The organism is Clostridium estertheticum (assembly GCF_018861295.1).
GTDB lineage: Bacteria > Bacillota > Clostridia > Clostridiales > Clostridiaceae > Clostridium_AD > Clostridium_AD estertheticum_D.
On record NZ_JAHLDM010000003.1, the window covers coordinates 329,499 to 344,324 of the forward strand.

Here is a 14,826-nt window from a genome sequence, read left to right on the forward strand (position 1 = left end):
AAAAATAAAAAGTTTTACAAAAGCTAGTGAAATTTTAAATATAACTCAACCGGCAGTATCTCAGAATATAAAATTTCTTGAGGTATATTATGGTGTAATTTTTATAAAGAAATGTTGGAAAAGTATAAAATTAACTGATGAAGGTAAAATTCTTTATAAGTACGCTATTGAATTGGATAGCATTTATAGAAACTTAGAAATAGAATTTAGCACTAATAGAGGGGAACTTTGTTAACACTTTTATAGACTTTTGTTTAAAATAAATTACTCTACTTAGTTTAAAATTAAATATGTATATATATATATTAAAAGGGAATTCATTTATTGAATTCCCTTTTTGTTGTTAAAAATTAGAAAGACAGCTTATGCTAAGTAGTCTTCATTTTATTTATTCATTTGACTCCGCTGTACAATTTTCAAAATTCACAACTTCTTCTCTTGACCTTCCATCTTTTACATAAAGGACTATACCTACAAGTCCAATTGCAATTAAAATTGAGGCCATTCTAAAAGATACATTCATTCCATGAATACTCGCAAGTATAGCTGATGTTTGTCCACTATGCTTAACAGCATTTGTCATTACAGTAATCAGAATAGCTGAACCAATAGCGCCCGATACTTGACGTAATGTGTTATTAATTACAGCACCATGTGCAATCTGCTTATTATCAAGTGAGTTAATTCCCCAAGTGGTAAGTGGGGATAAGATCATGACCAGACCTATCATTCTAAAAGAATACATAATAGATACGTAGATTACTGAAGTATTTTCACCTAAATATGAAAAAGCATATGTTCCTATACCTAGCATTGACATACCAACTATACATAAAATACGTGGGCCATGTTTATCTAGTATTCTCCCCGTCGTAGGGCTTAATATAGCTAAAAACAAAGCACCAGGAAGCATTATAAGCCCAGAGCTAACAGCAGAATACCCACGAATACTTTGGATATAAATAGAAAGCAGAATCGTAGCTGACATCATAGCAGCATAAATAATACAGGTTAAAATAGTACTAACCGTAAACACACTACTTTTAAACACTCTTAACTCTAAAAATGGAGTTTCAGAACTAATTTGTATTCGTGTAAAAATAATAAGTGATATAACGCCAACAACTAATGGAACATATGTAATTGGATTTACCCATCCATAACTTCCTTGATTACTAAAACTAATAAGTAGTCCTCCAAATCCCAATGTAGATAAAATGAGAGATCTTATGTCTAATTTGTCTTTTCTGGTTTGACCAACATTTTTTAATAAGAAAAACGCTGTTACAATATCCAAAATAGATATACCCGCAAGTATATAAAACAAACTCCTCCACCCAAAAGCGTCGATTGCAAATCCAGAAAGTGTAGGCCCAATTGATGGAGCGAACCCAACTGTGATCCCGATTATACCCATAGCCGCACCTCTGCTCTCAATAGGGTATAACTTTAGTACAATAATTTGTACCAATTGTACAAGAATACCAGCTCCCATTGCCTGAATAATACGCGAAGCTACCATAAGATTAAATGTTGTAGCAAATATAGAAAATATACATCCTATAAAAAAAAGTCCCATAGCGCTAAGATATAATCTTCTTGTGCTAAACCTATTTACTAAATATCCTGTAGTTGGAATAGTTATACCGAGTACTAACAAATAAATTGTAGTCAACCACTGACCTATGTTAGCATCCACTTTAAAATCTTTCATTATACTTGGTAGTGCTGCCGTTAGCACTGTCTGACTAAGCAAACTTAAAAACGACCCTACTATTACTATAGATACAATTATATTTCTTTCTTTTTTACTTATTACCTCCACGAGTATCATCCCCTAATTTACTTTTCAACTTGTTAAATATAGCTATCTCTATTTTTAACGATTTTTCTTTTTCCAAAAATGATAGCATTGCATCCATAATTAAGGAATTATACAATCCTAATTCAACTTCTTTTTCTACCATGTTTATTGCCTCTGTTAATTTTTTCGGGTCAATAACAGTATCATGTTTTACAATAAGATCCTTTATCTCTCCTATTGTTTTATAAATAATCAATTGCTCAGATGAAAATAAATTATCGCTTGCATCACCATTCCCAGAGTAAAAAAAGGATTTATCTATAACAGATGGAACTTTTTTTAGCTCTTTTATTGTCATTTCTATAATTCGTATAACATAATCACCAACAAAGCTCGGTTCAAATTCTTCCTTTTTGATCCGCATAATCAAAATAAATTCATGTACTAAACTGTCTATTAAAAAAACCGTTTCCCACACAATAGATTCTATTTCATCTCCATATAGCGTAGTTAAACTCTTGTGATACTCTGATAATAAATTATCTCTTATAGTTTCTTTAAATTTATACATTGGTTGTCCTTTGATCTGAGAAAAATTTTCTATTATAAATAAATTAAAAGGAGTATTAGAAATCATATACTCCCACACTAGAATTATCTTCTTTTTTAATTTATCTTTATTATTTATTTCAAGATTTTCATCAATAGCTCTCGCTCTACTTAGAAAATTTTTATTAGAATAAGCCAATATTTCATAAACTAAATCCTCTTTTGTTGAAAAATGTTTATAAAAAGTGGCTTTAGATATTTTACATGTTTTTACAATATCATATATTGAAGTAAATTGAAGTCCCTGCTTACTAAAACACTCTTTTGCTACATCCATAATCAATTTTTGCTTTTCGTCTATCTTAATCATCTCCCACTAAAACTCATAAGTACCATTGAGTACACTATAGTACTGTATTAATATACTCCTTTTTTTTTAATAAATCAAGGCCCTTAAATAAAAGAATGCTTTAAGCATCTCAAGCTCAGATTGTTCGATATCTATTATTACTTAAAAATAAGTCTTTAAAAATACAGATTACCATGTTATTATTAGTTTATAAACAAAGAAGCATAATTAACTGTTAACCTTCATTAGATAAAGTAAGAAAATCACTAATAGAAAGGGGATAGTCCATTGCATCAAATTAAATCTTCAGAGTTTTCAGAGGGTAGTAAAAGTTTATAAATAAGAGGTCTTTATGATATGTGATAAGACAAAGAAAAATAACTTATATTAAAATAAATTACTATACTCTACTTAGTTTAAAATTAAATATGTATATATATTAAAAGGGAATTCATTTTATTGAATTCCCTTTTTGTTATTAAAAATCACTTATTAATAATATCTACTTCTATAAAGTCATTTTTTATCAATTGCCCAATAAATGGATCCAATTAGATATAAGAAACAAATACCTATTGACATTAATGCCACAGCAACAGTTACCCCAGCATTTGTATGCACGGATGCTGATTTATACTACATAAATTAAAAGTTACTTGCAATTTACATATTTATTCAATGTAAGCCTTACTGTTCCAACACCAGCAATCATTTCATTGAAATAATTTTCCACTTTTTCTCCAAGACCTATAGTATAAAGATTCAACCCAAATATTTCTTCATTAGAAAGTATTGGTTTTAACTTACTACCTACCTTTTCTGTTTCACTTAACTTTATATCCGAAACATAAGCTTTAAGTTTATTTAGTAAAGGATCAGGACTTAGTTCCATTTCCTTACCATTATCATCTTTAGCCATTAAATACCTACACCAACCAGCAATAGCAAGTGGTATATATTTAAGACTTTTAGGATCTAGGTCCTCTCTTTCTATATAAGATTTAATTGTTTCGCCAAATCTTATCCCAATTTTTTGAGAAGTATCTGATACTATTCTTTGTGGAGTATCTGGTATATATGGATTAGGAAGTCTTACCTCAATTACTTCTTTAATGAAATCTTCTGGATTGAATATTTTAGGATTAACAACCACTGGCATCCCTTCAATATATCCAATATTCTCCACCAGCTTCTTTAAAGCAGGATCTTTCATTTCATCTGCAATAAGATTAAATCCAAGTAAACATCCGAAAATTGCAAGTGTTGTATGAAGTGGATTTAAGCAAGTACACACCTTCATTTTTTCTACCCTTTCCACAGTTTCTCTATCAGTGAAAAACACTCCAGCCTTTTCAAGTGGCATACGTCCATTTGGAAAACTATCTTCTAATACAAGATATTGTGGTCCTTCTGCGTTAACAAAAGGTGCAATATAAGTATTACCTTTTGTAATAACTATATCGGTACTATCAAACCCAGATAAATTCAATGTTTTTTTAACACTATCCGAGGGTCTTGGTGTAATTTTGTCTATCATACTCCATGGAAATGATACTTTATCTGGATTATTGATATACTTTAGAAAGTTTTTCTCAACCAAACCATTGTTAACCCATTTTTCTACAATTGTATTTATTGCTTTATAGAGTTTTTCTCCATTGTGCGAACAATTATCCATGCTTACAAGTGCAATAGGCAATTCGCCACTTTTATACCTTTCATGCATGAGAGATGCAACTTTAGCTATAACGCTCCTCGGATGTTTTAGTCCATCTGCTACATCTTCCTGTGAAATATTTTTTAAACTATAACCTTTTTCAGTTATCGTGAAACTTACCATACTTAGAGATGCTCTTGTAAATATTGTTTGTAGGCGTTTCCATTCATCTTTCCTTGAATAATCACATACTAAACTTTCACCTATACTTCCAATGACTTTTTTATCTAAACAACCATCTGGTTTCATAGTTACGAGCAAACTTAGATTATCATAAGGAGTATAAATATTATCTATAATTTCATAATCATATCCCTCAACTGCAATAATACCCGTATCTGCAATTCCATTATTTAATAACGTTTGTTGCAAATTTGCAATAAATCCACGAAATATGTTTCCTGCTCCAAAATGTACCCATGTAGGATTTTCTGTTGTTAAATCTGACATCTTATCACAATCAAATTCTGGAAGTTCTATTCCTGCTTTTTTCCATCCTTCTACTTTTTTAATACTTGATTTATTTAACTCTAAGTTTATTTGTTTCATATTTAAGAACATCCTCTCTTATAAATAGTTTTTAATTATATTTAAACCCAGTACTAATTGAAATTAACAATATAGATGTCTAACGTTACATAGACAATCTATATTATTAACTTAAAAATTTTCTTAATTCTTATAATATAGCATTAATTTTAAAATATCTTTCAGGATGTTCTGAAAGCTCTTTTACTGCCTTTGGAACCTGATCTAATGTTACTACTTTACTAATAACCGATTTAACATCAACAGTTCCTTTAGACATTAATCTTAATGCCTCCTCAAATTCATTTGCACTATTTCTTGATCCTTCAAAATCAATTTCCTTTTTTGTTAACATATCTGTCGGAATACTTGTCTCTTTTTTAGGCCATCCTGTAAGAGCAATTCTTCCTCCATATGATACATAATCAATAGTATTTCTTATAGCGGAATTAGCACCTGAAGCCTCAATTACTACTTCTGCCATTCTTTCATTAGTAATTTTTTTTATTACCTTGATTGAATCCTCATTATTAGGATTAATAATATACTTTACTCCTAATCCTTTTGCAAATTGTAATCTCTCATCAACAATATCAACTAATATTGGAATTGCATCATAGGCTATTACTGATAAAGCACTAAGAACACCGATGGCACCTGCTCCATTGATAACTACATGTTCTCCTGCTTTAACATGTGTTCTATGAATAGCATGTAAAGCTATAGTTAAAGGCTCAGCTGCTGGAATTTGTTCCCAGGGTATATTATCTGGAACCTTATATAACATTTCCGAAGGATGCGTAAACATTTCAACCATGCCACCATCAATATGCACTCCTAATACCTTTAAATCTTCGCAGCAATTAGTTCTTCCTATACTACATGGGTAACATTTGCCACAATATATATATGGATCAATAATTACTTTATCTCCAACTTTTATACCTCTTTTATTTTCGCCTATTTCCAATACTTCGCCTGCTAATTCATGTCCTATAATTCTTGGATAACTAACAAGAGGATTAGACCCCCTGAATGCTCCTACATCTGAGCCACAGATACCTACTGATTTAATTTTTATTAATGCTTCACTTTCTTTTCTAATAGGTTCTTTAATTTCCTCAATTCTTATCACATTTGGTTTCTCCAAATAAACTGATTTCATAAAACTATTCCTCCTATTTATTTCAACTTATATATCACTTAAATTTACTTACTTAGACATTTTTTTATACTTTCCCAAATACCATTTAAATACGTAGCTCCTAAAGCCCTATCGTACAAGCCATATCCAGGCATCGCTACCTCTCCCCAAATTGCCCTTCCATGATCTGGCCTAATAACTCCATCGAATCCAATATCATATAATGCTTTCATTATTTCAAACATATCAAGAGAACCATCAGAAGACAAATGTGCAGCTTCATCAAACTTACCTGGTGCAAGATGTCTAATATTTCTAAGATGTCCAAAATGAATTTTTCCTTTTAAAGAACGTATAATATCAGGAATATCATTATCTGGATTGGATCCAAGGGAGCCTGTACATAAAGTAACTCCATTACAAGGACTATCAACCATAGTTACTAATTTTAATAAATTTTCTTTTGATGTCATAATCCTTGGCAAACCAAACACTGGCCAAGATGGATCATCAGGGTGAATTGCCATCTTAATCCCATATTTTTCGCAAGTTGGCATAATTCTTTCTAAAAAATATTTTAAATTAGCAAATAATTTTTCTTCATCTACATCTTTGTATAAATTAAATAATTCTTTGATTTTTGCCATGCGTTCTGGTTCCCATCCTGGAAGCACAAAACCATTAGACTTTTTATCCATAGAATCCATCATTTTTTCTGGATCGATTGCATCAATTAACTCTTGATCATAGGATAATACTGTAGACCCATCCTCTCTTAATTTTGCAAGATCTGAACGCGTCCAATCAAATACAGGCATGAAATTGTAACATACCAAATCTACACTTTCCTGTCCCAATCGCTCTAAAGTTTTAATGTAATTATCAATATATTTATCCCTATCAGGTGTTCCTACTTTAATTGAATCATGGATATTTACACTTTCAATTCCTTTTAGTTGTAATCCTGCATCTTCAATTTCTTTTTTAATTTCACGAATTTTTTCAGTTTCCCATACTTCTCCAGGTTTTGTATCATATAGTGTTGTAATTACTCCAGTAACTCCTGGTATTTGTCTAATTTGTTCCAAAGTTACTGAATCAAATTTTTTTCCAAACCATCTTAATGTCATATCCATAATTTTTTTCTCCTCTAATTATAAAGTTTTATTTTTATATAAATTTTAACTACTTATCAAAAGTTAATACTATCTTTCTAATACTAGGATCTTTACTATCTACAAAGTCAAATGCCTTTTGCGCATCTAGATAATTGAATGTATGAGAAATACTATTTTTCAAATCTAAATTTCCTTCTTTAACTAAATTTAAAACTTCTTGAAACTTTTTATTTTGTAATCTAGAACCTCTTACATCCAGTTCTTTTGAAGTAATTTTAAATTGAGTAACAACTGTTGGATCTATAGAAAATCCCATTGTAATTACTCTACCTGCATTTCCTGTTAATTCTAACAATGTTGCAAGTGAGTCTTTCGTACAAGCTGCATCAATAGAAACTGTTGGTCCATATCCTTCAGTCAATTCTTTAGCCCTTGCCACCACATCTTCCTTTAAAATATTTATTCCATAAGTTGCACCATTTTCCTTTGCTCTTTCAATCCTTTCATCTACTACATCTACTGCTATAATTGTAGCTCCACTTAATCTTGCGATCTTTAATATGCTGCTTCCTAAAGCACCACATCCAAGTATAAGTAAAGTATCCTCTTTACAAAGCTCTGCTCTAGAACAGCTTTGTACTGCAATCGTTGCTGGTTCAATCATTACCGCATCCTCATATGATAAATCATCTGGCAATATATATACATCAGATTCTGGCACTGCAATATATTCACGATATCCACCATGAATATGCACTCCTCTTACCTTTAAGTTTGCACAAACGTTTCCTCTCCCATGTTTACAAGCATAACATTCACCACAGTTAACTACTTGATCTATAATTACCCTATCACCAACTTTAATTTTCGTGCAATTATTACCAATCTCTATTACTTCTCCAACCATCTCATGTCCAATAACCCTTGGATAAGTAGCTGCTGCATTTTGACCATGATAAATGCCCACATCCGAACCGCAAATACCAGCCGCTTTCATTTTAATTAATACATTATCATGCTCTGTAATTACAGGTTCATCCATATCTACAATTTGTAAGTCGTAAGGTTTTCTAATCATAACTGCTTTCATTTTGACATCTCCTAAATTATTTTATTTGAATAAGTATTAAAGATTCTATTTTATAGCAACTCTTGGAGCATTTTCATAATCCGCTTTCGAAATAGGTTTTACGAACCTCAATGCTCCTAAAGAACCGATCAAAGCAATAACTCCAGCTAAAATAAATGCTATTGTGAACCCACCTGTGTATTGCACTATAAATCCAGTTACCAAAGGTCCTAAAATACCTGCACAATTCCCAATTGCATGCATAAATCCACCTACTGAACCTACATTGTTAGAATCTACTACATCGTCTACAATTCCCCAATATATAGCACCTGTCAAATACATGAAAAATACGGCAATTGCTAACATTGATATAGATCCTACTGTATTTGTCACTACTCCTGCTAAAATAATAGAAACCGCGGCAATAAACAGACAACTAACTACAATAATTTTCCTAGAAAATAGAACATGTCTATTTTTAAATTTTTTAACTAACTTATCAGAAAGAATCCCTCCAAATGCTAATCCTATAAACCCTAGCGTCCATGGAATTATATTTACAATACTCATTGTTGCTATAGATAATCCTCTCTCTTTAATTAAGTAACTTGGGTACCAAGTTAAAAAGAAAAACAAAATGTAGTTATAGGAAAAAAATGCGATGGCAGTAAATATAATCGTTTTCTGTTTTAAGTAAAAAGAAGTTTTTATCTTATTAATAGGCTTTTCTTGTTCGATTTGCATATTTTTTGAAACTTCTTCTTGACTTTCCACATCTTGATATTCATTATTTGATTTCTCCTTAGCGATTTTCCACCAAGCAATAGCCCAAATAAACCCAACAGACATGATAATAATAAAAGAAATTCTCCAACCATATTTAATACAGATAAATCCTATAATAGGTCCAGAAATTGCACCGCCAAGTGGTGTTCCACTACTAGCAATTCCCATTGTACTAGCTCTCTTATTTGGTGGAAACCAAGTGTTTATCATTTTGTTAGTTGTAGTTGATAATGGACCTTCAGCCATTCCAAATAAAATCCTTATGATTATCAAACTAAGAAAACCTACTGCAAAGAAAATAGCTCCACTAAAAGATGACCACACAATCATAGCTACTAATAATGTTTTTTTTGCACCATATTTATCAGACGCAATTCCTCCGATTATGTTAAATAACGCATATCCAATAGAAAAGCAGCTGAAAATAGCACCCATTTCTATTGATGATAAAGCTAAATCTTTCTGAATGAACGGTGCCGATATAGAAAGCGCAGAACGATCCAGATAATTCACTACACCTGCTAGAAATAATAACAGTAAAATTAAATTCTTTCTTCTTTCCATTTTAGCGTCAACTTGAGTTTTCACTTCTAGATTCATATTAATCCCCCTAATATTTGTATTTTTTAAAGAGCTATTACATATAAGTAAACCATTACATGTTGGTCAAAAAAAATAACTAATTTAATTTATCAAAAACTAAATTCTTATTTTGTTTGCTAACATGTTAGCATATTAGTATGTTACCATGGTTATATATTTATGTCAATAAAACTTTTAATAACATTTTGATAAATCTTTATCAATAAATGCTCTAGTAAACTTCAGAATATATATTTGCATATTTGAAATAATCTAATATTATGTGGTATAATATTAGATTAGCATATAACAAATACTTTGGAGGTATCTTATGTCTTATGAAGAAAAACGGGCTGTTACAATTGGTGACAGCGTTTATTATAGTTTACGAAAGAATATCATGTATTTAAATTTAAAACCTGGTGAATCTATTAATACAAAAGAAATTGCAGAACAGTTGGGGGTTAGTCGTTCTCCAGTACGAGATTCACTTATTAAATTACAAAAGGAAGGGCTCATTACAACGATACCAAAAAAAGGGACTATTATTTCAAAAATAGATTTAAACAGAGTTGAGGAAGAACGGTTTTTACGACTGTGCGTGGAAGAAAAGGTATTATTATTATTTTTAAAATGCCACTCAGATTCAGATTTGGCTGAGCTAAAGGACAATTTGGAAAAGCAGAAGGAATGTATTTCTAAAAAAGACATGGAATCATTTTTAGAATATGATGATCAATTTCACGAAGTCTTCTTTAGAGCATCTAATAAGATGCTATGCTGGGAAGCATTAGATAATATGTCTGGTCATTATCGGCGAGTTCGATTTATGGCTTTGTCGAATGTATTAGTAGTGAACTATGTAATTGACCAGCACGAGCGGTTCTTAAAATTGATACTGGATGAAAATGTCGAAGATCTTAAAATATTAATAGAATTACACATTACTCAGCAAAATAAAGAAGAGAAAGCATTAATTGAAGAATATCCTGATTATTTTCATTGTGCTTCAGATGATATTGAAAATTTTTTAAAAAAAGATTTCTTAAAAATGATTAAATAATATTATTTTACGCGCCTTTAGTACGGGGATCAAGTTTAACTCCAGCTAGTAGCGAAAGCTCATTTTGGGGAATAAGCCCAACCGAAAGAATAAGTGTGTCACAAGTATGATACTATAATAAATTTACTTATCAGGAGTTGATTTAATGAGTACAACTATTTACTATTTTAGTGGAACAGGTAATTCTTTGAAAATAGCTAAAGATTTAAGTGATAACTTACCTGACAGTAAAACTATCCGTATATGCAATGAGAACATGAAAATCACTAGTGACACATCATCTGAGAAAATAGGATTCGTATTTCCCGTATACTATAGGGGACTTCCGCGTCTTGTAGCTGAATTTATAAAAAACCTCGAAGTTAATCCTAAAACATACATTTTTGCTGTTGCTAACTTTGGAAGTTATGCTGCTCTAACTTTTGAGCAAATAGATGAACTTCTTATTTCTAAAGGTACAAAACTTTCTGCAAATTTCAGCATAGCTATGCCAGGTAATATGTGGTTTATGTATTATCCACACCCAAAGGAAGATTTTATAAATAGAATAAATGATCAAAAATCAATCACATTAACTATAGTCTCAAAAATTAATAATAATATAATTACCAAAATAGATACTATAAACGATAAGATCTCTGAAGAAAAAATGCACCTTAATTTCAATCCAAAAGATTTTTCTAAAGGTTTTTGGACGAACTCAAAATGTACTAACTGTGGAATTTGCATAAAAGTATGCCCTGTTAAAAATATAGAGATGTTAAACAAAAAACCTTTATGGAAACAACATTGCGAGCAATGCTTGGCGTGCCTTCACTGGTGTCCAAATACAGCAATTGAATATAAAAATGATTCATTAAATAAAGAAAGATACCATAATCCACATATAAAAGTAAAAGAATTATTTTAGAAAAATTGCCGTCACAATTTTCAACCTCTCTTTATCTAATTAGATAAAACATGCATTTAACCTTTGAGCCCCAGGGTTTGACGTTCCATGTTTTCTACAACGATATCATAAATTTCTCCCAAAGAAGTACAATACTCAAGCACCTTCCATGGTGTATTGGTGTGAAAATGAATTTTAATTAATTCATCGTCACCAACAGCAAGCAAACAATCACCTTTAAAATTATTTGTAATATATTCGTTTATTGCATCTTCAGAAAGATTATGTCCTTCGATTAATAATTGCGTATCAAATTTGTATTCAATCATACTACACTCTCCTTTGCTGTTTCTATTATATAAATTATTATTTATCTTCAAATCATATGGAAATTGCTTTTTTAAAAACTACTGTGAAGTAATATATTTACTTAATATATTGTCGCCTGACTTAATAGTATTATACCATATTTTTCTTTTAATTTTATTTTTATCAATATTTATTATTAATTAAAAATAACTCTTTACAAATACCGATTACCATGGTATCATTATCTCATAAACAAAGAAGCATAATTAACTGTTAACCTTCATTAGATAAAGTAAAAATAATCGCTAATAGAAAGGGGATAGTCCAATACATCAAATTAAATCTTCAGAGTTTTTAGAGGGTAGTAAAAGCTTATAAATAAGAGGTCTTTACGATATGTGATAAGACAAAGAAAAATAACTTATATTAAAATAAATTACTATACTCTACTTAGTTTAAAATTAAATATGTATATATATTAAAAGGGAATTCATTTATTGAATTCTCTTTTCTATTAATGATTTGTATCTACCTCTAATAATTTATCTGGATGTGTTTTTAGTGCATCCGCTAAGTTTTCTACGGTTTTCAATGTGGGACTTTGCTTCGCTGTTTCTAACTCGCTAATATGGCTTTGTGATAAATTTGATAAATATGCTAATCTCTTTTGGGTCATACATTTGAGTTTTCTCACTGCTTCAAGTTTAAATTTAAATTTATACATAGCATCACACCTCTCCTTAATTATTGGAATAATATAAAACCATTTCCTTAATATGTTTGTCGCATTATGTCGTAAATGATAGCTTATTACGTTAATTAGTCATGCTATAATTATAACATTCTGTTTGTATATTATCTATGGCAATATTCTGATGGCCCAATGCATTTATGTGTAACAAATTAATCCAATAAGAAGATATTTAATCTTATATTAGATTTGAAAGAATGAGCGTATTTGAAAAAGAAGTTAATAGTTTAAATAAATTTAACATAGAAAGCTATTATACCAAAAAAGGAGGTGATATATATGGGACTTTTAAGAACGATAGTAGGAATAATGATAATTTTATGGTTATTGGGATTTGTACTTAATATTGGTGGGGGCATGATACACACGTTGCTTGTCATCGCTGTAATTATATTTATTTTTGATCTTATTGGTGGAAGAAGACGCTAGAAAGTCTAGCTTATAACAAAAAATGGAGTGACTTAAATAAGTTAGGTATAAAAAATATTAATGATATTATAAGTAAACGACTTACCCTAAAGGGTAAGTCTAATTTTATGTGCAACATTAATTTGCTAACGCATAATTAATTTCTACTTCGTCTGTGCAATTTGTAAGACCAAAATTCGCATACTTTAAATCACTCTTAGCAAGATGCAGATAATTGCTCATATACTTCATCATCTATAGAAAACACGTGCTTACAATTTATGCGACTATGCAATGACCTCCGAGGTTCTAGCAAAAACTGTAAGTTTTTACTTCCTATCATTTTACTGTGATTTTAATTTTCTCCAAGTGTTTTCTCCGTAAGCTCCTTTGCTTTAACGGCTCGATATTGTTTGAACTTTTTACCCGGAATGATTACTGCATTAACTGGGCAAAAACTTAAGCATCGCATGCATAACTCGCACGAGTCGTACCATTGGGGATACTCTTTCATATTGATGTTGTTCACCGGACACAATTTAGAGCATAGACCACATTTAATGCATTTTCCCTTATCCACGGTAATTTTTCGTCCTTCAGCCAGATTTATATGTTGCATCACAAAATTGTTGCAGCAGGCATGATACAGTCCTTTAGAAAGAAATGGGATACGCCCCCAGGAGGTATTACCCTCAATAAGGTTCTCTACATATTCTCTAGCCTTTCTAAGACCACTGTTTATTTTTTTTCTATTTTCTTCCTCATTTATCTGTTTGGGAAGCCAGTTATTAGGCATTACAATCTCACAAGCCCCGATACAGTTATATCCCTTTTCTGTTAAAACCTTTTTCAGTGGACCTACAACAGCACCGGAGAAAGCCATCATGGTATCCACCATAAAGACAGGTGTTTTCTCAGCCCTTGGAAGCGCTTCAAGTAAATTCCATACGAATGGCAATGTAGATTGGAAAGCAACCGGAAAGGCAATCCCGAAAGGAGTAGCAATGTCTATTTTCTTTGGATCAGTATCTTCAATTTTATATAACGAAACCTGTATTCCTTTTGCGGAAAAGTTTTTTATCATCTCTTTAACTATCAACAATGTATTTCCGGTTCCTGAATAATAATAAAAGTTGATATGTGTTCCTAACATAACTAATTCCTCCTCCTTCTATGTTCTTTGATTTTCTACCATTACACTTTATTTTAATTTATTACCACCTCTTGTAATTATCGCAAACCCCTAAGATATCTACATTGAAAGATAAATATATATATATATTACAAAAAAACAAAAACACCTTATTAATATAAAATGAAAATTGTCTTTATAAATAATTTTCCAACTTTTAAAACTCTACTCTATTATATACCCCCTCTGATAATTTTGTAATTCAATAAGCAAATCACTTATAAAGCCTTATAAATCAATGAACTAAGCTAATTACATATCTCATATTTATTTACAACATTACTATTTTTTAAAAATAATTAGTAATAATTTATGATTCTACTGTAAATACCTATCACAAGAGCATATATATTTACTGAAAGTGTAATCCAAACACAATTCTTGTTATTTTTCAGGGATTTATCCTAGAGATAATGCTTAGTGATCTAAGCCGCACAAAAGTAATTAGGGGGTTATTTATGATTAGCAAAATTACAGAAAGATGTATTAGTGAGATACAGGATCATTTAAAAGATTATGTAATGGAACATAGCAGCAAAAATAAAAACAGAAAATTTACCTGTTT

14 protein-coding genes are annotated in these 14,826 nt (G+C 30.6%); 4 read left to right on the top strand and 10 right to left on the bottom strand.

The genetic code is table 11. From position 1 onward, the window contains the following. The first annotated feature begins 40 nt into the window (after window positions 1-40). The gene (locus KPL54_RS05635) at window positions 41-235 is read left to right on the top strand and encodes a hypothetical protein (RefSeq protein WP_268038712.1); all 195 of its coding nucleotides are present in this window, start codon (window positions 41-43) and stop codon (window positions 233-235) included. Window positions 236-388: 153 nt separating this feature from the next. Here the strand turns inward: KPL54_RS05635 and KPL54_RS05640 are convergent, their stop codons facing one another. The 7 genes from KPL54_RS05640 to KPL54_RS05670 all read right to left on the bottom strand — a co-directional run bounded on the left by KPL54_RS05640 (window position 389) and on the right by KPL54_RS05670 (window position 9,667). After that, window positions 389-1,825 (bottom strand): MDR family MFS transporter, encoded by a 1,437-nt coding sequence (locus tag KPL54_RS05640; RefSeq protein ID WP_268038231.1) that lies wholly within the window; start codon window positions 1,823-1,825, stop codon window positions 389-391. Then, complete coding sequence (locus KPL54_RS05645; protein WP_216105648.1) at window positions 1,809-2,723, bottom strand: TetR/AcrR family transcriptional regulator; 915 nt, start codon at window positions 2,721-2,723, stop codon at window positions 1,809-1,811. Before KPL54_RS05645 ends, KPL54_RS05640 begins: the two co-directional genes overlap by 17 nt. Window positions 2,724-3,354: 631 nt before the next feature. Continuing rightward, a complete protein-coding gene (locus tag KPL54_RS05650; RefSeq protein ID WP_216105649.1) occupies window positions 3,355-4,968 on the bottom strand; it encodes a mannitol dehydrogenase family protein in 1,614 nt (537 codons plus the stop codon). 130 nt (window positions 4,969-5,098) lie between these two features. Further along, complete coding sequence (locus KPL54_RS05655; protein ID WP_216105650.1) at window positions 5,099-6,112, bottom strand: zinc-binding alcohol dehydrogenase family protein; 1,014 nt, start codon at window positions 6,110-6,112, stop codon at window positions 5,099-5,101. Window positions 6,113-6,156: 44 nt separating this feature from the next. Continuing rightward, on the bottom strand, window positions 6,157-7,227 hold the full coding sequence (uxuA, locus tag KPL54_RS05660; protein WP_216105651.1) for a mannonate dehydratase: 1,071 nt from the start codon (window positions 7,225-7,227) through the stop codon (window positions 6,157-6,159). 49 nt (window positions 7,228-7,276) lie between these two features. After that, on the bottom strand, window positions 7,277-8,299 hold the full coding sequence (locus tag KPL54_RS05665) for a zinc-binding alcohol dehydrogenase family protein (RefSeq protein WP_216105652.1): 1,023 nt from the start codon (window positions 8,297-8,299) through the stop codon (window positions 7,277-7,279). A 45-nt stretch (window positions 8,300-8,344) separates the two neighbouring features. Continuing rightward, window positions 8,345-9,667, bottom strand: coding sequence for an MFS transporter (locus KPL54_RS05670; protein ID WP_216105653.1), 1,323 nt, complete (start codon window positions 9,665-9,667; stop codon window positions 8,345-8,347). A gap of 313 nt (window positions 9,668-9,980) precedes the next feature. Here KPL54_RS05670 and KPL54_RS05675 point away from each other — a divergent pair, with 313 nt between their 5' ends. Together KPL54_RS05675 and KPL54_RS05680 are read left to right on the top strand one after the other, a co-directional pair. Next, window positions 9,981-10,712 (top strand): GntR family transcriptional regulator, encoded by a 732-nt coding sequence (locus KPL54_RS05675; RefSeq protein WP_216105654.1) that lies wholly within the window; start codon window positions 9,981-9,983, stop codon window positions 10,710-10,712. Window positions 10,713-10,857: 145 nt separating this feature from the next. Beyond that, window positions 10,858-11,622: an EFR1 family ferrodoxin gene (locus tag KPL54_RS05680; protein ID WP_216105655.1), complete on the top strand. Its 765-nt coding sequence runs from the start codon at window positions 10,858-10,860 to the stop codon at window positions 11,620-11,622. Window positions 11,623-11,678: 56 nt separating this feature from the next. On the opposite strand, the gene KPL54_RS05685 is transcribed toward KPL54_RS05680, so the two are convergent. Together KPL54_RS05685 and KPL54_RS05690 are read right to left on the bottom strand one after the other, a co-directional pair. Continuing rightward, a complete protein-coding gene (locus KPL54_RS05685) occupies window positions 11,679-11,930 on the bottom strand; it encodes a kinase to dihydroxyacetone kinase (RefSeq protein ID WP_216105656.1) in 252 nt (83 codons plus the stop codon). Window positions 11,931-12,424: 494 nt separating this feature from the next. Beyond that, on the bottom strand, window positions 12,425-12,634 hold the full coding sequence (locus KPL54_RS05690; RefSeq protein ID WP_207715017.1) for a helix-turn-helix domain-containing protein: 210 nt from the start codon (window positions 12,632-12,634) through the stop codon (window positions 12,425-12,427). 306 nt (window positions 12,635-12,940) lie between these two features. On the opposite strand from KPL54_RS05690, the gene KPL54_RS05695 reads away from it, so the two are divergent. Continuing rightward, the gene (locus tag KPL54_RS05695) at window positions 12,941-13,090 is read left to right on the top strand and encodes a lmo0937 family membrane protein (RefSeq protein ID WP_216105657.1); all 150 of its coding nucleotides are present in this window, start codon (window positions 12,941-12,943) and stop codon (window positions 13,088-13,090) included. Between the two features lie 334 nt (window positions 13,091-13,424). On the opposite strand, the gene KPL54_RS05700 is transcribed toward KPL54_RS05695, so the two are convergent. Further along, window positions 13,425-14,222, bottom strand: coding sequence for an EFR1 family ferrodoxin (locus KPL54_RS05700; protein ID WP_216105658.1), 798 nt, complete (start codon window positions 14,220-14,222; stop codon window positions 13,425-13,427). Window positions 14,223-14,826 lie beyond the last annotated feature (604 nt).